At 53.0% G+C, this 21,487-nt stretch carries 19 protein-coding genes; 4 read left to right on the plus strand and 15 right to left on the minus strand.

Annotated elements, in window-relative coordinates; genetic code table 11:
• Nucleotides 1-11 precede the first annotated feature (11 nt).
• The 7 genes from proW to IBT47_RS16495 all read right to left on the minus strand — a co-directional run bounded on the left by proW (nucleotide 12) and on the right by IBT47_RS16495 (nucleotide 7,309).
• Nucleotides 12-1,307 carry a glycine betaine/L-proline ABC transporter permease ProW gene (gene proW, locus IBT47_RS16465; RefSeq protein WP_200561510.1) on the minus strand — a complete coding sequence of 432 codons (1,296 nt, stop codon included), beginning with the start codon at nucleotides 1,305-1,307 and terminating at the stop codon, nucleotides 12-14.
• Nucleotides 1,304-2,500: a glycine betaine/L-proline ABC transporter ATP-binding protein ProV gene (gene proV, locus IBT47_RS16470; protein ID WP_200561512.1), complete on the minus strand. Its 1,197-nt coding sequence runs from the start codon at nucleotides 2,498-2,500 to the stop codon at nucleotides 1,304-1,306. The genes proW and proV overlap by 4 nt, the downstream gene beginning before the upstream one ends.
• A gap of 391 nt (nucleotides 2,501-2,891) precedes the next feature.
• A complete protein-coding gene (gene nrdF / locus IBT47_RS16475; RefSeq protein ID WP_105593140.1) occupies nucleotides 2,892-3,851 on the minus strand; it encodes a class 1b ribonucleoside-diphosphate reductase subunit beta in 960 nt (319 codons plus the stop codon).
• Between the two features lie 86 nt (nucleotides 3,852-3,937).
• Nucleotides 3,938-6,064, minus strand: coding sequence for a class 1b ribonucleoside-diphosphate reductase subunit alpha (gene nrdE, locus IBT47_RS16480; protein ID WP_370569913.1), 2,127 nt, complete (start codon nucleotides 6,062-6,064; stop codon nucleotides 3,938-3,940).
• The gene (nrdI, locus tag IBT47_RS16485; RefSeq protein WP_105593142.1) at nucleotides 6,061-6,471 is read right to left on the minus strand and encodes a class Ib ribonucleoside-diphosphate reductase assembly flavoprotein NrdI; all 411 of its coding nucleotides are present in this window, start codon (nucleotides 6,469-6,471) and stop codon (nucleotides 6,061-6,063) included. The genes nrdE and nrdI overlap by 4 nt, the downstream gene beginning before the upstream one ends.
• A 4-nt stretch (nucleotides 6,472-6,475) precedes the next feature.
• A complete protein-coding gene (gene nrdH / locus IBT47_RS16490; protein ID WP_105593143.1) occupies nucleotides 6,476-6,718 on the minus strand; it encodes a glutaredoxin-like protein NrdH in 243 nt (80 codons plus the stop codon).
• A gap of 267 nt (nucleotides 6,719-6,985) precedes the next feature.
• Nucleotides 6,986-7,309: a DUF883 family protein gene (locus IBT47_RS16495; protein WP_200561516.1), complete on the minus strand. Its 324-nt coding sequence runs from the start codon at nucleotides 7,307-7,309 to the stop codon at nucleotides 6,986-6,988.
• A gap of 149 nt (nucleotides 7,310-7,458) precedes the next feature.
• Here IBT47_RS16495 and IBT47_RS16500 point away from each other — a divergent pair, with 149 nt between their 5' ends.
• Complete coding sequence (locus IBT47_RS16500) at nucleotides 7,459-7,794, plus strand: DUF2002 family protein (RefSeq protein ID WP_105593145.1); 336 nt, start codon at nucleotides 7,459-7,461, stop codon at nucleotides 7,792-7,794.
• A 79-nt stretch (nucleotides 7,795-7,873) separates the two neighbouring features.
• Here IBT47_RS16500 and IBT47_RS16505 read toward each other — a convergent pair whose 3' ends face one another.
• From IBT47_RS16505 to IBT47_RS16530, 6 genes are all read right to left on the minus strand, one after another.
• Nucleotides 7,874-8,740 carry a nucleoside-specific channel-forming protein Tsx gene (locus IBT47_RS16505; protein ID WP_105593146.1) on the minus strand — a complete coding sequence of 289 codons (867 nt, stop codon included), beginning with the start codon at nucleotides 8,738-8,740 and terminating at the stop codon, nucleotides 7,874-7,876.
• A 412-nt stretch (nucleotides 8,741-9,152) separates the two neighbouring features.
• Nucleotides 9,153-10,313 carry a DUF4056 domain-containing protein gene (locus tag IBT47_RS16510; RefSeq protein WP_200561518.1) on the minus strand — a complete coding sequence of 387 codons (1,161 nt, stop codon included), beginning with the start codon at nucleotides 10,311-10,313 and terminating at the stop codon, nucleotides 9,153-9,155.
• Complete coding sequence (locus IBT47_RS16515) at nucleotides 10,310-11,452, minus strand: BamA/TamA family outer membrane protein (RefSeq protein WP_370569914.1); 1,143 nt, start codon at nucleotides 11,450-11,452, stop codon at nucleotides 10,310-10,312. The genes IBT47_RS16510 and IBT47_RS16515 overlap by 4 nt, the downstream gene beginning before the upstream one ends.
• Complete coding sequence (locus tag IBT47_RS16520) at nucleotides 11,449-12,435, minus strand: hypothetical protein (RefSeq protein ID WP_234471938.1); 987 nt, start codon at nucleotides 12,433-12,435, stop codon at nucleotides 11,449-11,451. The genes IBT47_RS16515 and IBT47_RS16520 overlap by 4 nt, the downstream gene beginning before the upstream one ends.
• 326 nt (nucleotides 12,436-12,761) lie before the next feature.
• Nucleotides 12,762-13,328, minus strand: a complete 567-nt coding sequence (locus tag IBT47_RS16525; protein WP_200561523.1) for an alpha/beta hydrolase — start codon at nucleotides 13,326-13,328, stop codon at nucleotides 12,762-12,764.
• Nucleotides 13,329-13,388: 60 nt separating this feature from the next.
• Entirely contained in the window at nucleotides 13,389-13,736 is a 348-nt protein-coding gene (locus IBT47_RS16530; protein WP_200561525.1) for a hypothetical protein, read from the minus strand.
• Between the two features lie 229 nt (nucleotides 13,737-13,965).
• Here IBT47_RS16530 and IBT47_RS16535 point away from each other — a divergent pair, with 229 nt between their 5' ends.
• The 3 genes from IBT47_RS16535 to IBT47_RS16545 all read left to right on the plus strand — a co-directional run bounded on the left by IBT47_RS16535 (nucleotide 13,966) and on the right by IBT47_RS16545 (nucleotide 19,289).
• Nucleotides 13,966-15,411: a VasL domain-containing protein gene (locus tag IBT47_RS16535; protein ID WP_370569911.1), complete on the plus strand. Its 1,446-nt coding sequence runs from the start codon at nucleotides 13,966-13,968 to the stop codon at nucleotides 15,409-15,411.
• A gap of 487 nt (nucleotides 15,412-15,898) precedes the next feature.
• On the plus strand, nucleotides 15,899-17,182 hold the full coding sequence (locus tag IBT47_RS16540; protein ID WP_200561527.1) for an HlyD family secretion protein: 1,284 nt from the start codon (nucleotides 15,899-15,901) through the stop codon (nucleotides 17,180-17,182).
• A complete protein-coding gene (locus IBT47_RS16545; RefSeq protein WP_200561529.1) occupies nucleotides 17,175-19,289 on the plus strand; it encodes a peptidase domain-containing ABC transporter in 2,115 nt (704 codons plus the stop codon). The genes IBT47_RS16540 and IBT47_RS16545 overlap by 8 nt, the downstream gene beginning before the upstream one ends.
• Nucleotides 19,290-19,382: 93 nt before the next feature.
• Here the strand turns inward: IBT47_RS16545 and IBT47_RS16550 are convergent, their stop codons facing one another.
• Together IBT47_RS16550 and IBT47_RS16555 are read right to left on the minus strand one after the other, a co-directional pair.
• Nucleotides 19,383-20,837: a UbiD family decarboxylase gene (locus tag IBT47_RS16550; RefSeq protein WP_200561531.1), complete on the minus strand. Its 1,455-nt coding sequence runs from the start codon at nucleotides 20,835-20,837 to the stop codon at nucleotides 19,383-19,385.
• Nucleotides 20,838-20,873: 36 nt separating this feature from the next.
• Nucleotides 20,874-21,425: a non-oxidative hydroxyarylic acid decarboxylases subunit B gene (locus IBT47_RS16555; RefSeq protein ID WP_105593158.1), complete on the minus strand. Its 552-nt coding sequence runs from the start codon at nucleotides 21,423-21,425 to the stop codon at nucleotides 20,874-20,876.
• Between the last annotated feature and the right edge of the window lie 62 nt (nucleotides 21,426-21,487).

Below are 21,487 nucleotides of genomic sequence, written 5' to 3' on the forward strand. Positions count from 1 at the left end.
CCGCCGAAAGCTTATTTGATAAACGGACGGGTCAGCAGACCGAGTGGCCCGGTGGCGTACCAGCGGCGGTTACCCCGGCTGCGAACGTCGCGGCCCAGTGACTGGGTCAGACGGTCGAGGATAATCGCCAGAATCACAATACCGACGCCGCCTACGGTAGCCAGACCCATATCAAGTCGACCGATTCCGCGCAGGACCATCTGGCCCAGACCGCCGACGGCAATCATTGAGGCGATCACCACCATCGACAGGGCCAGCATCAGCGTCTGGTTCACGCCGGCCATAATGGTCGGCATCGCCAGCGGCAGCTGCACTTTGAACAGCATCTGGCGCGGGCTGGCACCGAACGATTCCGATGCCTCGATCAGATCGGCAGGCACCTGCTTGATGCCAAGAATGGTCAGACGAACGATCGGCGGCAGAGCAAAGATAATCGTCACGACTACGCCTGGGACGTTACCGATACCGAACAGCATGACGATCGGCACCAGATAAACAAAGGCCGGTGTCGTCTGCATGGCATCCAGCAGCGGGCGGATAATTTTTGCCGCTCGCTCGCTGCGTGCCAGCCAGATCCCCAGAGGGAGCCCGATGACGATACAAAACAGCAGTGCGGTCAGCACCAGCGCCAGGGTGACCATTGCCTGCGACCAGGCACCAATAGCCCCGATGGCGACCAGCGAGATAAGCGTGGCGATACCCATTCCCAGGCCTGACATCTGCCAGGCAATCAGCGCAAACAGCACGATGGCCACCGGGGCGGGCATGCCCGTTAACAGCTGCTGAAATCCACTCAGAATGTAATCCACCGGCAGGCGGATACCCTGGAACAGCGGACGGAAGTGAGAAACTACCCAGTCGATGCCGTTTGTCACCCAGCTATCCAGTGGGATCAGCGTTTTGTGAAACGGATCGAGAATATTGAAGTGTTCCACCTGCGGAGCGGGCGCGCTGTTCAGCCAGTCGCTGCCGCCGCTGGCTGCTGCATGACCACCGTCCGGCGCACCCCAGGCATCTCCGCCCGCTGCGCTGCCGCCGTCGGCAGGGGCAGCACTGCTGCCAGACGTTGCGCCACCGTCGGCAGGTGCTGCCGCACTGCCACCCCAGGGATCGCTGCTGGCGGAAGCTGCGCTACCGTCAGCCGGTGCGTTGGATGATGCGCCACCATCGGCAGGTGCTGCCGTGCTGCCACCCCAGGGATCGCTGCTGGCTGAAGCAGCGCTACCGTCAGCCGGTGCGGCCGCTGTATTGCCGCCATCGGCCGCGCTGGTGGAGGTATCCCACGGATTACTGGTTTGTTTGCTCATGGTTGGCCTCCATCACGATCTAATGCCTGTAGTAACATGCCCTTGGAAATAATACCGATGTATTGACCCTGTTCGCCGGTAACCGGAACCGCGCAGGGAGCCTGCGCCACATGGGACAGCAGATCGCTTAACGAGGTATCGCCCGGCACCGCCGCAGGATTTTCCAGTAGTGCATGATTCAGCCCCTCTCCGGCGGCGAGAGCCGCTTTCAGGGAATCGGTGGAAACTACGCCAATAAATTTTTCTTTCGCCAGCACGTAGCCGTACTCGCGGTCGTTATCCTGCAGCAGCTTGATTGCTGAACGCGGGCCAAAGCCCGGAGCCTGACGAATCAGCGCTGCGGCGCTGCGGCGGGCAATATCTTTTGCGCTGAATACCTGGCTGATATCCACGCCGCGGAAGAAGGTGCGGACATAGTCATTGGCCGGGTTATTGAGGATCTCATCCGGCGTGCCGACCTGCACCACTTCACCGCCCTGCATAATCGCAATACGGTCGCCAATACGCATGGCTTCATCAAGATCGTGGGAGATAAATACGATAGTGCGCTGATGCTTCGATTGCAGTTTTACCAGCTCATCCTGCATCTCAGTACGAATTAATGGATCGAGAGCAGAGAACGCTTCATCCATTAATAATATATCCGGATTAATCGCCAGAGCGCGGGCTAATCCAACACGCTGACGCATACCGCCGGAGAGTTCATCAGGATAAGAATGCGCGTAATTTTCCAGTCCGACCTGACGCAGTGCTTCCAGGGCTTTTTCCTGTCTTTCCTGCAACGGCGTTCCCGCTAATTCCATGCCGAAAGCGGTATTATTTAATACCGTCATATGCGGCATTAGCGCGAATGACTGGAATACCATGCTGATCTTATTTCGGCGAACCTGGCGCAATTCACTGTCAGATATTTTGGCAATATCTTCGCCGTCGATGATGACCTGGCCGCGGGTGGGTTCAATCAGACGATTGAGAAGGCGAACCATGGTGGACTTGCCGGAACCGGAGAGCCCCATGATGACGAAAATCTCGCCTTCTTCAATGGCCAGACTGGCGTTCTTAACGCCAAGAGACAGTCCGGTTTTTTCCAGAATGGCCTCTTTGCTGAGCCCTTTATCAATATACTTAAATGCCCGCTCGGGATGTTCCCCAAATACTTTATATAAATTCTTAACTTCTAATTTAATTGCCATGCATTAATTAATTCCTGGTTGATTAATTTTCTTATAGGGGTTCTTCTTTCAGTTTAGTTATTAACGATATATACCGTAGCACACTGAGACTGAGAGGCAACCCTTGAGGTGGAATTTGAAAATGATCGGGGAGATGTCAGTATCAAAGAATGTCAGTGCTGGTAAGGGATTGAGCGGTGTTGAGCTGCGGTGAAAAAAATCAATATTTACCTAAGAAACATCCTTATGTTGCGGAAATATGAACCCGTCATGGGTAAATATAAGGCTAAACAGACGGGTCTGGCAGGCAGTTATTGAAAGCAAAAAATCAGCCGATTGGCTGATTTTAATTACTAATTTCGCGAGGGACTATTATAAGCGGGGATTCGGCAAGAATCCCCCGATGAAGCAATTAAAAATCCCAGTCTTCGTCTTCAGTATCGACGGCTTTACCCATCACGTAGGATGAACCGGAGCCGGAGAAGAAGTCGTGGTTTTCATCGGCATTCGGTGACAGTGCAGACAGGATCGCCGGGTTCACGTCGGTCATTTCCGCCGGGAACAGCGCCTCATAGCCCAGGTTCATCAGCGCCTTATTGGCATTGTAGTGCAGGAACTTCTTCACATCTTCCTGCCAGCCAACGCCCTGATACAGCGCATCGGTATATTCCACTTCGTTTTCATAGAGTTCCAGCAGCAGGCCAATGGCGAACTGTTGCAGGTCCTCTTTACGCTCGGCGCTCTCACTTTCCAGCGCTTTCTGGTACTTATAGCCAATGTAGTAGCCGTGCACCGCTTCATCCTTAATAATCAGTCGGATAAGGTCGGCGGTGTTGGTCAGCTTGCCGCGGCTGGACCAGTACATCGGCAGATAAAAACCGGAGTAGAACAGGAACGATTCCAGGAACACGCTGGCGATTTTCTTCTTCAGCGGGTCATTTTCGTAGTAGTGCTGCAGAATGATGTCGGCCTTACGCTGCAGCGGCTCGTTTTCCTCGCTCCAGGCGTAGGCGGCATCCACATCGCTGGTGTGGCACAGGGTGGAGAAGATCGAGCTGTAGGAGCGAGCATGCACCGCCTCCATAAAGCTGATGTTCGACATCACCGCTTCTTCATGCGGGGTCAGCGCGTCGGCCATCAGCGCCGGTGCGCCCAGGGTATTCTGAATGGTATCCAACAGCGTCAGACCGGTGAACACACGGATGGTCAGCTGTTGTTCATCGGCATTAAGGCCGTTCCACGCCGGAATATCGTTCGACAACGGAACCTTTTCCGGCAGCCAGAAGTTACTGGTCAGGCGGTTCCACACTTCCAAATCCTTTTCGTCTTCGATTTTATTCCAGTTAATAGCGTGAACTTTCTTCAGTTTCATAGTGATATCGTGAGTTCCGATTCGGCACCGGCCGGTAGAAAAAAAGTTGACGGGCCGGAAGATCCGGCCCGCGATTTAATGTGCTGTTACAGCGAGCAGGAAACGCAGCCTTCGACTTCGGTTCCCTGTAGCGCCATCTGGCGAAGACGGATGTAGTAGAGCGTCTTGATGCCTTTCTTCCACGCATAGATCTGCGCTTTATTGATATCGCGGGTGGTGGCGGTATCGCGGAAGAACAGGGTCAGTGACAGGCCCTGATCGACATGGCGTGTGGCTTCGGCGTAGGTATCGATAATCGCTTCCGGCCCGATGTCGTACGCATCGCGGTAGTAGTCCTGATTATCGTTATTCATAAACGGTGCCGGATAGTACACGCGGCCGGTTTTACCCTCTTTACGAATCTCAATCCGCGACACAATCGGGTGAATGCTCGACGTTGCGTGGTTGATATACGAGATCGAACCGGTTGGCGGGATAGCCTGCAGGTTCTGGTTATACAGCCCGTCTTTCATCACCGCCGCTTTCAGCGCCTGCCACTGTTCCTGGGTTGGAATTTCGATCCCGGCATCGGCAAACAGGGCGGCAACGCGAGCGGTGCGCGGCTGCCAGCTCTGCTCAACGTACTGATTGAAATACTCACCGCTGGCATAGCGTGAATCGCTAAAGCCGCTGAAGGTGGTCCCGCGCTCGCGTGCCAGCAGGTTCGACGTGCGCAGCGCGTGATAGGTGACGGTATAGAAGTAGATATTGGTGAAATCCAGGCCTTCTTCACTGCCGTACTGAATGCGCTCACGCGCCAGATAGCCGTGCAGGTTCATCTGCCCCAGGCCGATAGCGTGCGACAGCGCGTTACCCTGCTCAACGGAAGGTACCGAGCCGATGTGGCTCTGATCGGAAACCGCCGTCAGGCCGCGCACGGCGATTTCAATCGTCCACGCGAAGTCTTCGGAATCCATCGCATGGGCGATATTCAGCGAGCCAAGGTTGCAGGAAATATCCTTACCGATGCGGCGATAGCTGAGATCGTCGTTGTATTCGGTTGGCGTATTGACCTGCAGGATCTCCGAGCACAGATTGCTCATATTAATCCGGCCGTGGATCGGGTTAGCGCGGTTGACCGTATCTTCAAACATGATGTACGGGTAGCCGGATTCAAACTGGATTTCCGCCAGCGTCTGGAAGAATTCGCGCGGATTAATAAACGTACGGCGGATGCGTTCGTCGGCCAGCATCTCGTCATATTTCTCGCTAATGCTGATATCGGCAAACGGCAGGCCGTAGAGGCGCTCCACGTCATACGGCGAGAACAGCGCCATCGGCTGATTGTCTTTCGCCAGCTGGAAGGTCACGTCCGGGATCACCACGCCGAGCGACAGTGTTTTGATACGGATTTTTTCATCGGCGTTTTCGCGCTTGGTATCGAGGAAGCGCAGGATATCCGGGTGGTGAGCGTTCAGATAAACGGCACCGGCACCCTGGCGTGCGCCCAGCTGGTTCGCATAGGAGAAGGCATCTTCCAGCATTTTCATTACCGGAATAACGCCGGATGACTGGTTTTCAATACGCTTAATCGGTGCACCCGACTCGCGCAGGTTGGAGAGCAGGAATGCCACGCCGCCGCCGCGTTTGGACAGCTGGAGCGCCGAGTTTACCGCACGGCCAATCGACTCCATATTGTCTTCAATACGCAGCAGGAAGCAGGATACCAGCTCGCCGCGCTGCTGCTTGCCGCAGTTCAGGAAAGTTGGCGTAGCGGGCTGGAAGCGTCCGGCAAGGATCTCATCGGTCAGCGCCAGCGCCAGCCCCTGGTCACCCTGAGCCAGGGTCAGCGCCACCATGCACACGCGCTCGGTAAAGCCTTCAAGATAGCGTTTGCCGTCGAAGGTTTTCAGCGTATAGCTGGTGTAAAACTTCCAGGCACCGAGGAAGGTCTGGAAGCGGAAGCGGCGCGAATAGGCCTGCTCGAACAGCGCGCAGACGAAGTCGAACGGGTAGGCGTTCAGCACATCGGCTTCGTAGTAGCCTTCAGCAACCAGATACTGCAAACGTTCGGCCACGGAAGAGAACTGCACGCTATTTGGGATCACGTGCTGAATAAAATACTGACGCGTGGCTTCGCGATCTTTTTCGAACTGGATGTTGCCTGCGGCATCATACAGATTCAGCATCGCATTGAGCGCGTGATAATCAGGTGCGGCCGCTGCGGCCTCTATGAGGGTGCTGTCTGTCGCTGCCAAAATTCGGTTACTCCCTTGTAAACGTTAGCGATATCGTCTGCGGTGCCCATTAGCTCAAAGCGATAGAGGTACGGCACCTGACATTTACGCGCAATAATATCGCCAGCGAGGCAGTAGGCCTCACCGAAGTTCCGGTTTCCGGCGGCAATCACACCGCGGATAAGCTGACGATTATTGGTATCATTAAGAAATTGAATCACCTGCTTAGGTACCGCGCCATGACTGGTGCCCCCGCCGTAGCTGGGCACTATCAGAATGTAGGGCTGGTCGACCTGCAGGCGCTGAGCGCTGTCTAACGGAATGCGTCGCGCCGGCAGGTTTAAGCGGGTGATAAATCGATGGGTGTTTTCCGACTGGCTGGAAAAATATACCAGCGTAGTCATCGCCTTAACCCCGGACGGCTGCCAAATGGCTCAGTGCCTGAATTTTATCCGGGCGGAAGCCGCTCCAGTGATCCTGTTCGGCCATCACGACCGGGACCTGGCGATAACCAAGAGATTTAAGAGTTTCTACGTGAGCAGGTTCGCTATCGAGGTTGATCAGCTGATAGTCGATCCCTTTCTTATCCATCGCATTTTTTGTCGCGTTGCACTGGACACAATTATTTTTAGTGTAAATAATAATGCGCATGATTCGTATTCACCTTACGGGCTGGTTAACTGAGTATCTGGCGCGGAAATTACTGCCCGACTCGCGCCGCCACTGCCACGCCATGTTGCGTGGTCTTGATGAAGTGAATACTAGATATAGTGGCCTTAAAAAGCAACCACACAAGATATAGGAAAAGCGTATTTATTTAGTCAACATGCTCACAAGCCTTACGCCACAAGGTTTTGTGCAGATAAAAAAAATGCCCACACTGTGATCTGTGAGCATTTGTTCAAAAAATAAACGGTACTAACGGCGGGTTGTGCTAGTGGTGATTAATGCGCCGATCAGCACGCCGAGAGCGGTACCGATCCCCACGCCGTGCCAGGGTTTATCACGCACGTAAGTGTCAACCTGAGCACCTGCATCTCTCGCTGCCTGAGTCACCCGATTATGCCCCTGTAGTTTGGCACGAGTCTCTTTTAGCAGTGTTTCAGCACGGTTTTTGGCACCTTCCACGTCATCCTTAGCTTTACTGCCGTAGGATTTCAGCAGGTCATCAAGCGTATCTGCCAGCAGTGATACATCTTCACTCAGATCAATATCGTTATTTTTCACTGTCCGATTGAACATTTTTGCTCCCTAATTCTGAAATGTACTATTAAGTATAGGACAGGCTAAAAATCGGTAACGCTGAAAATCTGCGTTTTGGATTATTCCGAAAGCACTGACTATGTGGCCTGAGGTAAGGTTGCGGGGTTTGCAGACACAGAGGAAAAAGCATGTATTTACGACCTGATGAGGTAGCTCGCGTACTGGAAAAGGCGGGATTTGAGATGGATACGGTCACTGCCAAAAGCTACGGTTACAGTCGGGGTGAAAACTACGTCTATGTTAATCGTGAGGCGCGTTTAGGTCGTACGGCGCTGGTTATCCATCCGACACTGAAAGAGAAAAGCCAGGCGATTGCGGTACCGGCATCGGATATAAAAACCTGCGAACATTACGTCCGCTTTCCCATGTATCTGGTGGGCGACACAAACGATCACTACGGAATTCCCTACGGATTCAGCTCACGCGCCGCGCTCGAGCGCTATCTGGAACGGATGTTTGACTGATTTCCCCGCCGGATGCCGAAATCACGCAAAAAAAATGCGCCCGCAGGCGCATTCGGAATTCAGTACGTTTTTGCCACAATCAGAAGTTGTAACCTACAACCAGGTAGTAGCCAAAGCCGTTAGATTTGACGTGGAACGGACCGTTGCCGAAGTTCAGCTCGGTGCCATCGTTCCACTGGCCGCCGTTGTGGAAGTAACGTGCCACGAACGAGTAGTGCCAGTGATCGTAACCCAGTGACAGAATATGGCTGGAGGCGATGGAGTTGCTGGTACGCGCAGGCGCAGAGTTATCGCCCAGATCGGAGCCCCAGTCAAAGTTGGTGAAACCGATATAGCTCAGGTTACCGCCCCACAGACTGGTGATCGGCACAAAGTATTTCACCTTGAAGCGATAGCCATCCCACTCATTTTCGTTCGCGGCACCGTAGTTCGCCCACTGATATTTTGCGTAAACGTTCAGTGACAGGCCAACATCTGAATGCGTATCGATATCAGTACCCAGACCCATATACCAGGTGTTCTGGCGGTTTGCGCGGTTGTCGCCCATATCGTAGATATAGTTGTTAGCGAAATACCACTCTTTAAACGGACCAAAGCCCAGATTAACGCCGGTCAGCTTATCGATAGAGAAACGTGGCTCAATTTCCATAAAGAATGGAGAACCGTTATCCCAGGCACCTTTATCGTTGCCGTTGCCCACGCCGAAGAATTTAGGCACATCGATATAGCCGTAGAAATCAAACCAGTCTTTTTTCGCGAAGGCTTCATATTCCAGGTAAACATCGTTGTTCAGCTGCGGTCCGAAACGGGTGTGGTAGCTTCCAACAACGTTAACACTCTGGTGCCACCAGTCGGAAACGTATTCAGGGCTGCTCGAATCAGCGAAAGAGACGTTGGTATAAGACAACGCTGCCAGTGCACCAGCCATCATAATTTTATATTTCATTATATTACCACATGCTCAGAGACCATCCTCCGCAGCCAGCGCGAGGGTCAGGTTGGGTTAGTAAAGCCTTCAAAACGGGTACCGCCGCAATTGACGAAAATCCCCATCAGTAATGTTGCGGCAGTGTGCCGTTATCCGGCCATTAGGAAATAGAGATTGCTCACACTTGTCAAATTCTGTTTCATTTCAAGTCAGCTAAAGTGTGATGAATGTCACACAAATGTGTGTGGGATTAGGGAACTTTACGTTTTAGTGCCAGTTAGCTCATTAAATCAGCAGTTAAACGTTTGCCTGTGGCGAGTTTTAGAAAAGGGGATCGCCGGTAGAAAAAAAGCTGATGTGCTGAGGTTAAAAATTGAAATGAAATATAACTTTTGATTATGGCTTTTCGGCGTGAAAGGTGGTTTTTTGCTCAGTTGCAGCGGTAATGTAAATTGGCCAAATGCTGTAAATCGGCTTTTTTTGCCTCCCTGGCCAGTGCGGGGAAATCAGAAAACAGGTAGCGTGAAACCGGTGCAGGCAGGCGAGCCATTGAGCGCCCGGGGCGTATTTCAAGGCGGCCAAAGTGGGAAAGCTCAACGCCGTTAAAGCGGTCGGGCAACGTCAGCCAGAGCGGAGGAACACTTTCCGGTGCACGTGACGGCAGCCGCCTTTCGCTAACGTCATAATTACGGTAGCGCAGCAGAAATTTATCCGGCAGGCGACAGGCACTGTTCCACCAGAGACGATCGAGCATATCGAAATGAAAGCGCGTTGCGGCGGGAGGCTCTGCTTCAAGCTGTTCCAGCGCCTGCGGGATCATCGTGCGCATGGCGTGCTGATAGCGAGACAGCGATGCGCCACCTCCCGCATTGAGTAAATCGATCGCCACGCGGGCACCGAGCAGATTGGAATAGAGGTCTTCCGGAGAAAAAGCGGAAACGCCTTCGGAAAATCCCTTCACTGATTCAAATCCATACCACTGTGCCACCTCGTGCCATGCGGCAAGTTCAAATGCCAGATGCGCTGCCAGAAATACTGCCAGTCTGTAACGCTCTGTGGCACTGGCCGGTGCAGGATAGGAAAACAGCTGGATTTCGCGCTCACCTAACTCATCGCCCAGTTTCAGCGTTGTTGCCTGGCCTATCCGGGGCCAGATATGGCTGAACAGCCATAGCGTGTTATCAGCGCTGTCGCGCAGATGGGCCAGATCGATGAAGCCGCCCCGCCGCGTGTAGACCAGGCCGTTGTGTTCGCTGTTCAGGCCACTCAGCGTGCTCAACATGTCCATTAGACCCGGGTTGAAATGGTGCTTGCCGGTGTCTGTCGGGGCAACCACGTTATCGACCTGATACCACGGCACCGGCACGCCAAAAAGTTTCACTTTAAGGCTATAGCCGAAAGCACAGCATGGCCTCAGACCGTTCGGCTGCGGCAGTGGTCGCGTCAACAGCCATACCTGCGGTGACTGACCTGCCGGAAGGCTGAGATCGGCCATGGGAATTATCGGATCATCAGGTTGCTGAGCCTGGCCGTTAGCGAAGAAAATGAATGGCAACAGCAGCAGTGACAGGCCGATAAAGCGGAAGATCAAAACGCCTCCCCGACCTGGAAGTAAAAACCTGAACTGTGTTGGCCAAGGCCATAATCAAGGCGGATGTTCATATTTTTCTTAAACTCAAAGCGGTATCCGGCCCCGACAGACGGCAGCCAGTGCCCGTCAAGAACCTCACTCGGTTTGTCCGACATACTACCGGCACCCAGCCATGCCACAACGCCGTGGCGCCAGCTGAGTTTTTTGCGCCATTCCAGCTGGCTGGTCAGCATATTACGATTGCGATATCGCCCTTCGTAGTAGCCGCGCAGATGATGGCTGTCCCCCAGCAGTGACTGCATCGTCCAGGGGACGTGTCCGCTGGTAAAACGACTGTAAACCTCCCAGGCCAGCAGGTTAGTGTCATTTATGGCGTGATAAATGTTGTACTGCGCGTCTAAAGCATCAAAACGATTATCGCTGGCAATCGCCGGGCTGTAGCGGGTCCATGACAGGTTCAGCACCTGGCCGCGCGACGGATTCGCCACAAAATCGCGTGAGTCATAGCTAAACAGCACGCTGGCTCCTGAGCTGAAGATATGGCGTGACTCATCCTGATGATAGAAACTGCCGTTGGTTTTGTGCTGTAGCGATGACGCGCCTTCATAGGAGATCGACCAGCCAACACCGGCGTAAGTATGGTTAGCCAACTGATAGAGTATACGTGGCACTCCGCTCAATTTTGTTGAGTCGTAGGACTGCTTTCCACGCTGTTTTCGTCCGGCGTGGTATCCCTCTCCCCAGTAGTGCAGCGGTCTGCGGCTGAGGTCGCCGGACAGGTAAAAACGCCAGCTGTCATTATCGATAAAGGTGTAATTCTCATAGCCGATGCCGAAGGCACCTGTAGAGCTGGCAAATCCGGTAAAGGAGAGTGAGGAGAGCGGCGTATCGCGCTGGCGGTCGTCCGGCCGGTAAAGACCGACCGCCGCCACCCCGACGCCGACGCCCAGTTCCGGGGTATAAAAAGGGCCGGGAACAATTCCCCAGTCAATGGTTTTACGCATGTCGGCTTTACGGTCCGCCCCCAATTTATTCAGAAATCGGTCGATTTTTTCCCGGTTGGGGAATACGTTGGCCTGACTTACGGAGGGTAGAGTCATCAGGCCACAGAGCAGGAAGGTTTTAAACTGCATATTCAGAAACGAAACTCTCCGCCGACCATAAAGCTGTTACGGTTGGAAAAGCCCACTTCACTGGTGATATTAAAGTTTCGGGTTAGCTCATACTGCCCGCCGACCAGAATATTCCACGGTGATTTAAGATGCTGCTTAACCCGGAAACGCCCTTTATCATCGGCGTTAACGAAGTTGACCAGGCTGCTGAGCTGCGCTGGCATATGCAGGTCGCTGATATTCCCCCTGAAGTCCTGATCGACATCCTGATACATCGTGCCCACCCACAGGCTGGCATGGGTAACCGGAATGGAGAATCTCTCTACACCGGGTACGGTAAAGCGATAACCGACGCGTGGAGTAAAGGTAAACGCAGAAATATTACCGTCCAGAATGTCAAAATGCGTTTCGGTATAGTTGAAGTCCATGGTACCGAACCAGTCATGATAACCGTAGGCCAGCGTGGTGCCGCCGCCCCAGGTGGTGCCTTTAAATTTCAGCGTGAAATCCAGATCCTTCAGCTCTGGCGGGCAGCCTGCATCCGTAATGCAGGCACTGACGCTGGAAACGGAGCGCCCTTTGGTGTGCCCGACAATGCCGTATACATTCATAAACGGAAACAGCCACATGTCCAGCCTGGCCGTATCGGTTTTACTTTTTTCACGAGTGTGCCCGACGAGAATATTAAACATATTATCGACCGGGATCGGGGTCATTCCGGGAAACAAGCTGGGGATTTTCAGATTGGAGAAATCGATACTCTTAACTTTGATATTCTGATGAATATCCATATGGTTGTAACCAATACCATAAGGATCGGGCAGATCGTAACCGCGCTCACGTAATTCCTTACCAAAGAAAGGCAGAGGGCCGGTTGTTTCACCAAAAAGATCCGGGGCTCGCTCCCTGGGCGGCGTGGTGGTTACTACCGAGGGGGTTAGTGGGTCGCTGTGATAATCGTAAGAAGGTGCATCTTTTTCCATAATGGGTACGGCGGCTTGTGTGACCATGACGGGTGCTGAGCACAACAAAATACCGCAAAGCGTATACGCTTCCCTGCAGTAAACCTTTCTCATAGTTCCATTCCATTTGAGGCTATGCAATATATGCAATAAAGGACGCATCATAATTTAATAATACGTAATTTATTAAAACAGAAAATGCGACTGGTTATAGTTTTATGATTTTTTTAAAAATAAATTCCCATGGTTTTAATTTATTAATTCTAAATGATTAGTCTAAGTCTTAAATATAATTCCGGGGGATGTTTTCAGTCTGTTTCAGGAAATGATGCCGGAATAAAACGACGAGCGGTTGTTCCGGCACCGGGCGAACATCATTCCTTAATAAACTGGCTCAGTAGTTGCAAAACCAACGGCAGTTCGGTCATACCGTTACGGCTGAGGAAATGTCCGCAGTCGGGTAGCGCGTAGAAAGGGGCGTTGAGCTGCTGACTGAAGCGCAGCGAGAGTACGGGAGGAACAATATCGTCGTTGAGTGATGCGATTACCGCGCGGTGTGGCACCCGTTGAACAACACGGTTGGCATCGAACGGCACCGACATAAAGGTGTCCAGCTCGGGCAGTGGGGGCACCGCTTCACTGAAACCCGCGACCATAATGACGCCGCCGGCATCCTGTCCGGCGGGCTGATGATTCAGATAGCGCAGGGCGGTAATGCAGCCCAGGCTATGGCCAACGAACCAGGTTTGGTTGTCCACTTCGCCGACACATTCCGTCAGTGCGGTCTGCCATGCTTCATTCTCGGGATGCTGTGAATCAGGTAACGCCGGTACGGTAACCGTCATGCCCAGCGCTTTCGCTTCCGCTTTTAGCCAGTCAAACCAGTGGTGGTGCGGGCCTGCCGTGTAACCGTGAATAATAAATAAGCGGGGTGATGCCATTAGCTTTTGCTCCTGAACGGTGGAATTCGCTCTACAGCATAGCGAGATAATGTACCGATCTCACTTACAACTCGATTTACCCTTCGCAATCACCAGTAACGGTTCCGCCCGTTGCTGAAACGCCTGGCGCAAAACAATGCGGCTGGCGAACTTATCAATGCCGATTTCATCCTCTGGCAGACGACGCAACTGCTCGTTGAGGCGATGAGCAGACGAGGCGTTCCACAGCAGATCGTGGCTGGCACCAGAGTGCGATAATCCGCGCAAAGCCAGATTGAATTGGGTCAGGCGCAATTCGGCCAGACGTTCGGGTAACGTTGTTGGATTAAGTAGAAACAGAGGGCAATAAGAAAGGTGGCGATGAATGAATATGAAAATAGTGGGGAGGTCAGTAATTTGGCTTTTCAATTTTCATTTATCGATGTGGAATTATAGCCATCTAAAACAGGGTGTGTTTTTGTCTGCCTTATCACAATAAATAGTAGCCATCTTATTCCGGATCGTTATTGGAATGTTACCGTGGCTTAAGACTTTTTACCGGTAGCAGCAAATTCGAGCATTGCCAGATTATTGATGTTAAATTAATCCGGTAGCAACCCGGCTATGAATCCTCCCTATATTTGATGGAACAAAACTGGTGAAAAAGGACAAACATCTCAGAACAGGCGGCGATCCGCGTGCACTCCCGGATTATATTGCGCTGCGTGAAGAATTAATGAAGCTGTCTCATCCCGCCCGGCCCGATGTGGACTGGAAATATGCGGAATCCCTTTGCCTGAAACTGTTCGAAAGCAACGGTGTTGAATTACAGACTGCCGCCTGGTATTTGTTGGCACGAACGCATCTTGCCGGGCTGGTGGGCATTAATGAAGGTCTGGCGCTGATAAATGCGTTAAGTACCTATCAGTGGTCCGTGATGTGGCCCGGCAGCACACATAACCGGATGGAAATAATTACCGCGATGAATCAGCGATTGCAGAAAGCCTTTCGAACGCTGCCGCTGGTGGATCGCGACGATCTGGCTTTGCTCTACCAGACCGAAAAAAGCCTGAACGCACTGATGGAGGTGCTGGCGCGGCATGAGCTGAAGCAGGCCAGCCGACTGGATGCCTTACAGCAGCTGGTTGGGCAGGCGATTACCCGTCTTGAGAATGCACCGCATGCTGAAATCCCCGACTCGCCGGTGATACTTCCTCCGCAGGCCGTTATTTCAGAATCGATGGAGAGCCTTGCCGCATCCGGCCCGCGTATTTACGTCGTGCATCCAGCTCCTTCCGAGGCCGCTGGCTCGGCAGGTGAGCGCTCAGGAACATATCCGGGCGCTTTGAATGGCACATCACCTGGCGATTCCGGGCCGCTCCCCGTTGCCCTGCACCCTGCCGGTAAGCTGTCCCGAGGCCGTTCGCGGCGCGCATTTCTCGCCGGGATGGCCAGCGCGCTGCTGATAGGTGGGCTGCTGCTGTGGGGCTGGCACAGTTTTACCCGGCCTTCTGCGGCACATCAGCAGTTCTCAGCCTCGTTGACACCATTGCCCGAGCGGCTGACGGAGCAACAGCTGAGTGAACTTCGGCAGTCCGTGCCGCAGGCGGATCGCCATACGGATAAGATGCAGAAACAGCTTAAGTGGTTAATGTCGCTGCCTCCGGGCTGGCCTGAGCAATATAGTCAGCAATTAATGACTCAGGGCTTGGCGCTGTGGCCGGGCAATCCTGCGGTGTTACAGATGCAGCAGACGTGGCAGCAGCAGATGGAAAACAATGCGGTACCGCTGGCGGCGCTGAGTAACTGGCATCAGGGAATGCTCAAGCTGCAGCAGTTGGCCGAGCGCCTGAACGGTCTGGATGAAAAGCGCGGTAAATATATGACCGTCAGCCAACTGAAATCAGACGTTTTTGCCATTACTCAGGATTTTAACCGCGCACCGCCCGTTGAGGAACTGCTGCGCCAGTTTGAGGCGGATTCGCCGGATTTACAGCACAGGCAGGTTGAGATGGCCCTCGATCGGCTGCAAAAAAGGTATGTTTTGCTTAGCGGAAAAGCGTCCCAGGTGCGGCAGATTAAGCAGACAGCAAAGGGGGAGTAACTGTTATCCATTGTGGCGAATACGATTATCCCAATTTCATCCTCTGATGAATTGGGATAAATCTCACGAGGTTTTCGATGTTTTACCTTAATTGTTAACAATGTGTTTTTTTCGTTAATTAAAAATCTGCGCAGGTGTTTCTAACCTTTTCGCTCAATAGCGTATTTATGGATATATTATTATTTATGCAGAAGTATTTTTTGCCTGACTTGTAACCGGCGGAAGGGAGGCATATCATTCACGCCCCACAAAAACCGAACCACACGATGTCCTTATTCAAATGAACGATTTCTAAATCTTGTGGAAGGGATGCGTTTCTATTTGCGAGTCAAGTTAAATATAATATTTCGGTAAATTAACCATCCTGAAGTAAGCGTTAATTGGTTTTTTAGGATGATTTTGTGATGGGGAAACAACTGTGTTATCCGGTTAATATTGACTGCAAATCGAAGGATTCGGAAATTCTTAAAATCAGGGTTGAGTGTTAATGAGTCGAAAATTATTCAGGCAGGAAGCCGTAGACCATCAGAAAAGTTACTGGAACGGTCGGGTCATTTTACTGAGGGGCGTTTCATCCGTTGTTATTACCGCGTGCTGCCTGACATTTCTGGCACTTGCGATTGCCATACTGTGTTTCTTCAGTTTTACCCAGCGTATTGATGTTGACGGAGAGGTCATTACCTTACCCCATCCGTTGAATATCTCTTCACCGCAGCAGGGATTCATCCTGCGACAGTTTGTTCAGGTAGGGGATACCGTCACCAGGGGAACCGTGCTGTTCGAGCTGGATGTATCCAGGACAACCAGCGTCGGTAACGTTAGCGATGCCAGTATTTCCATGGTGCAGGAAAAGATCACCAATGCGGAAGAGATCATCGGGAAGCTGAAAGAAAATAAGGAAGATTTTCTTAAAACTACCCAGCAGCAGATTACGCGTTATGAAAATTCACTCAAAGAGACGGATGACATGCTGGTGGCGGCAAGGCGCGGCCTGGCGGATATGGAGCGCACGCTGGAGGGCTACAGCGGCTATCTTAAACAGGGATTAATCACCAAAGATCAGTACAACGGTCAGCACTCGCTGTATGTCCAGCAGCAGAATACCTACCAGTCTTTGTCCTCGCAAAAGATGCAGCTGGAACTGCAAATCACTCAGTTACGCAGTGACCTGACGGTGAAATCGTCGGATATCGATAACCAAATCTCCAGCCAGTACAATCAGCTGAATGACTATCGTACCCAACTGGTGGAAAACAGCGCCAACGGTACGATTATGATCAAATCCTCCATTGATGGTCGTCTGGAGTCGATTGCCGCTACGCCAGGACAGATGGTAGAAGCTGGCAGCAGCCTGGCACAGATTAAACAGACCCACGGCGTGAAGTATTATCTGATGCTGTGGCTGCCGGATACCAGCCTGCCGTATGTCAAACCCGGGGATGTGGTCAATATCCGCTACGACGCGTTCCCTTCCGATAAATTCGGTCAGTTTTCCGGAAAGATTATCTCGATCTCATCCATGCCCGCCACCCGCCGGGAATTAAGCGATCTCAATAATCCCGCAGCGAACTCCGACTCCCCGGTCACGCTGTATAAAACCATCGTGGATATTAAAGACAAAGAGTTTATCTATAAGGAAAGAAAATTAGTGCTCGCCAACGGTCTGAAGGCGAGGAGCGTGGTGTTTATGGAGGAGCGCCCGCTCTACATGTGGTTGTTCTCGCCAGTATATAAAATTGTGCAAAGCCTAAAGGGACCGGGTGATGAATAAAAACGTACTTGATCAGATTTATAAACGCATTAATTTTTCAATCCGCAGTAAGGTTCCGGTGATTATTCAGTCCGAGGCCACGGAATGCGGTAATTCCTGTCTGGCAATGATTTGCGGCTACTACGGCAAAGATATCGATCTGTTTAACTTCCGCAATCGCTACGGATCTTCCTCGCAGGGGGCCACCCTTAACGTGCTGGATAAGGTTGCCCGCGAGGTGGGGATGAAAAGCCGCGCGCTGTCCCTTGAGCTGGAGGAGATAAAAGAGCTCAGGCTGCCCTGCGTGCTGCACTGGTCGCTGAATCACTTTGTGGTGCTGGTGGCGGTCAAAGGTAATCGCTATGTGATTAACGACCCGGCGATGGGCAGACGAGTGGTGCAGAAGAAGGAGATGTCCGAAAACTTTTCCGGCATCGCCTTAGAAGTCTGGCCCGACAGCCACTTTAAGAAAGAGAAGCTGCGATCTCGGATTAGTCTGACGGATCTGATGCACAGCATCGTCGGCCTGAAGCCGGCGTTAACCAAAATCTTTATGCTGTCGATCGTCATTGAAATGGTGAACCTGCTGCTGCCGATGGGCACTCAGATGGTCACCGACCATGTGATCCCGCCCCGCGATCACAACCTGCTGCTGGTGATCTGTATCGGGCTGATCTTCTTCACCATCTTCAAAACCTTTGTCAGTATGATCCGCGCGTGGGTGTCGCTAAAGCTGGATACCTATACCGATATTCAGTGGAAGACCAGCTTCTTCGATCACCTGCTTAGCCTGCAGCTCTCATTCTTTGAAAAGCGGAAACTGGGGGATATTCAGTCGCGCTTCAGCTCGCTGGATACCATCCGTTCAACCTTCACCAGCAGCATTGTCACCGGCATTATGGATACTATCATGGCGGTCGGACTGCTGGTGATGCTGACCCTGTACGGCGGCTGGCTGGTGCTGGTGGTGCTGGGTTTTACCCTCTGCTACATCCTGATCCGCCTGTCGACCTACAAATTCTATCGCGCGATCAACGAAGAGCTGATCGTGAAGCGTGCGCGCTCAGGATCTCATTTTATGGAGTCGCTGTACGGCATTGCGACGATCAAATCCCTCAACCTGAAGCACCGGCGTTCTCAGCACTGGCTGAATACCAACATTGATGCCAGTAACGCCACCTTACGGCAGACGAAATTCGACATGATGTTCGGTGGGGTGAATAGCTTTATCAACTCTCTCGATCAGGTGGTGATTCTGTGGCTGGGGGCGATGATGGTGATTGAGAACAACATGACCCTTGGGATGTTTATGGCCTTCAACGCCTACCGCGGGCAGTTTGCCGAACGGGCCTCATCGTTGATTAATCTGACTATCCAGCTGAGGATGCTGTCATTACATAATGAACGTATTTCCGAAATAGCCTACAGCGAGCCGGAAAAAGAGCTGCCGGTGCGCAAAGTATTTGAAGAAAGCGTCGGCGTGTCGCTGGAGATTAAGAACGTCAGCTATCAGTACGATGCGCTGTCGAAGCCGATTTTCTCCAATGTGAATATCACCATCGCTCCGGGCGAATCCGTGGCGCTGATCGGCACCTCCGGCATTGGGAAAACCACCTTGTTAAAAGTGATGTCTGGTCTGCTGCAGCCGGACAGCGGCGAAATATTTATCGGCGGTTTTGACGTGAATAAAATCGGCATCAATAACTTCCGCGCCAGTACCGCCTGCGTTCTGCAGGAAGACCGCCTGTTTTCCGGTTCGATAGCCGATAACATCGCCGGTTTCGATGATGAACAGGATATGGAACTGGTGCTGGAGTGCGCGATGAAGTGCAATATTCACCATGAAATCATGATGATGCCTATGGGATACGAAACGATGATCGGCGAGCTGGGGGGCGGGATCTCCGGCGGGCAGAAACAGCGCCTGCTGATTGCACGCGCGCTGTATCAGAAACCCAATGTGCTGTTTATGGATGAAGCGACCAGCCACCTTGATGTTAACAACGAAAAGATGATTAATGCGTCAATCGTCGCGCTGAATATCACGCGTATTATCGTGGCGCACCGTCCTTCGACCATTGAAAGCGCAGACAGGATTATCGATCTTTCCCAGCCAATGACCGGCTGAGTGAATGAACCAGCGGCGATTCCGTTGCCGCTGGAGTAACGACTGCTGCTCCCGGCGAATCATGCCGGGAGCAGACTGAACACGCGTCAGAGCTTACCAGTTATCCAGAATGCGCTGGCGCACTTCCTGCGGATAGCCCTGTTCGAATGAAGCGTGCAGATGGCGGGTGGTTTGCAGCGTATCGAACACCACCTTGGCACCTTTACCCGCCACGTACTCCTCTTCTTCGTAGCACTGCGGCAGGCGGATGACGCGCTGATCTTCAAACACCGCGCGGCGACCCACCGGATGCACGCGGGTGGACAGCACCCATACCACCTCACGCAGGTTGGTCGGATCGAAGTCGTCATCCACCACGTAGACCTTCGGAATAAACACCATTGCGCTGGTTTTAAACAGCACTTCACCAATGCGCTGTGACAGCTCTTCGCTGGACATACCCGGCAGCAGCTCGCGCCAGTTTTCCGGCATGACAATCAGCAGCCAGTGCACCGTTGAATCTTCCGGAATCCAGGCCGCTTTGACCGGCAGTTCCGCTTCCCTCAGATAGGTCAGCGCATCGGCCGCCAGCCCCATCGCCCACAGCGTGTGGGATTCATCGGTTGGACGGCCGGTGATCGACATTGGCCAGATCGGATCGTCGCGGTAGGTAATGGTTTCCACATGGAAGGTGGGCTGGGCGGAAGAGCCGGAGCCAAGGTAGCCGCCGTACTCGCCGTACGGGCCTTCCTGACAGTCGCGGGTAATTGATACGTGCCCTTCAATCACAATCTCAGCGGTGGCCGGTACATCCAGATCGATGCTGACCGCTTTCACCACTTCGACGGGCGCACCGGCCAGCGTGCCAATGTAATCCGCTTCGTCGGCGTGTGCCGGGATCGGAATACCGGAAACGCAGGAGATCGCCGGGGCAGGGCCCTGTACCAGTGCGTATGGCATCGGCTCACCGATCTTCACCCACTCCGCCCAGATCTGGCCAATATGCTGGCTGGGAACGATCAGACCGACCATTCTTTTCCCGTCAACCTTCATCACGCGAGCGATGGACCAGTTCACCCATTTCCCGTCCGGGGTTTTCACAATCAGCGTGCCCCAGGTATTGGCGTAGCGACCGCCATCCTTGTCGTGGGCAAACGGAATAGGGAAGCGGTCGAGGGTGGCCTGTTCGCCGCGCAGGATGTTCTGCTGGCACGGCGCGGCGGAGGACTCTACACGCACCGGCGGAATGCCAGGCTTGTGGCGGGCGGCCGACAGCGCTTCAACGATCTCCAGGCCGGTGGATTCCGGCGCAAGGCCCAGCGACATCGCCACGCGGGCATACGGCATATCGCTGCGTGAAGAGAGCGATGCCGGTGCGCCAAACAGGCGGAAACCGGATTCTACCCCAGTGATATGATGAAACAGCGGAGCGGGGGACTGGATTTCGTAGCTGCGGCGGGTGATGGCACTTGGCTCAAAATCGCAGTCGACCTCGCGGGTCACATGCATAATGTCGCCCATGGCATCCAGCGCATCGATAAAACTCCTTAAATCATCGTAATACTTCATCCGGCTCTCCTGATTCGTAGCGGAAGATGGCGGGCGTTAGCCCCAGCGTTTTGTGAGATCGTTGTCAAGACCGAACTGATCGAGAATGCGCGAGACAAAATGATTGATAATGTCATCAATGCTGGCCGGATTGTTATAGAAGGCGGGCATGGGCGGCAGCATCATCGCGCCGGCGCGCGACAGCGCCAGCATATTTTCCAGATGGATCACGTTCAGTGGTGATTCGCGTGGCACCAGTACCAGTTTTCGCTGCTCTTTCAGCGTAACATCAGCCGCGCGGGCGATAAGGCCATCGCCGTAGCCGCCACGTATGGCGGCGAGGGTTTTCATACTGCAGGGCACCACCACCATGCCGTCGACGCGGAAGGAGCCGCTGGAAATCGCTGCGGCCTGGTCGTGTTCGCTGTAAGTCCTGGAGGCGAGGGCGATAACGTCCTGTACACTGTAGGGTGTTTCCATTTGAATCGTGGCGCGGGCCCACTTGGAGATCACCAGGTGAGTTTCCACGTCCAGGTCTTTCAGTGCGGTAAGCAGGCGAACGCCAATTGCCGCGCCTGTAGCACCGGTCATGCCGACAACAAGCTTCATGTGGTTCTCTTTTGCTAAACTTTTGGGTTATAGTTTGAGTATAAACAGTTTGAGTTCGAACT

It is taken from the genome of Erwinia sp. S43 (assembly GCF_016624745.1).
GTDB lineage: Bacteria > Pseudomonadota > Gammaproteobacteria > Enterobacterales > Enterobacteriaceae > Erwinia > Erwinia coffeiphila.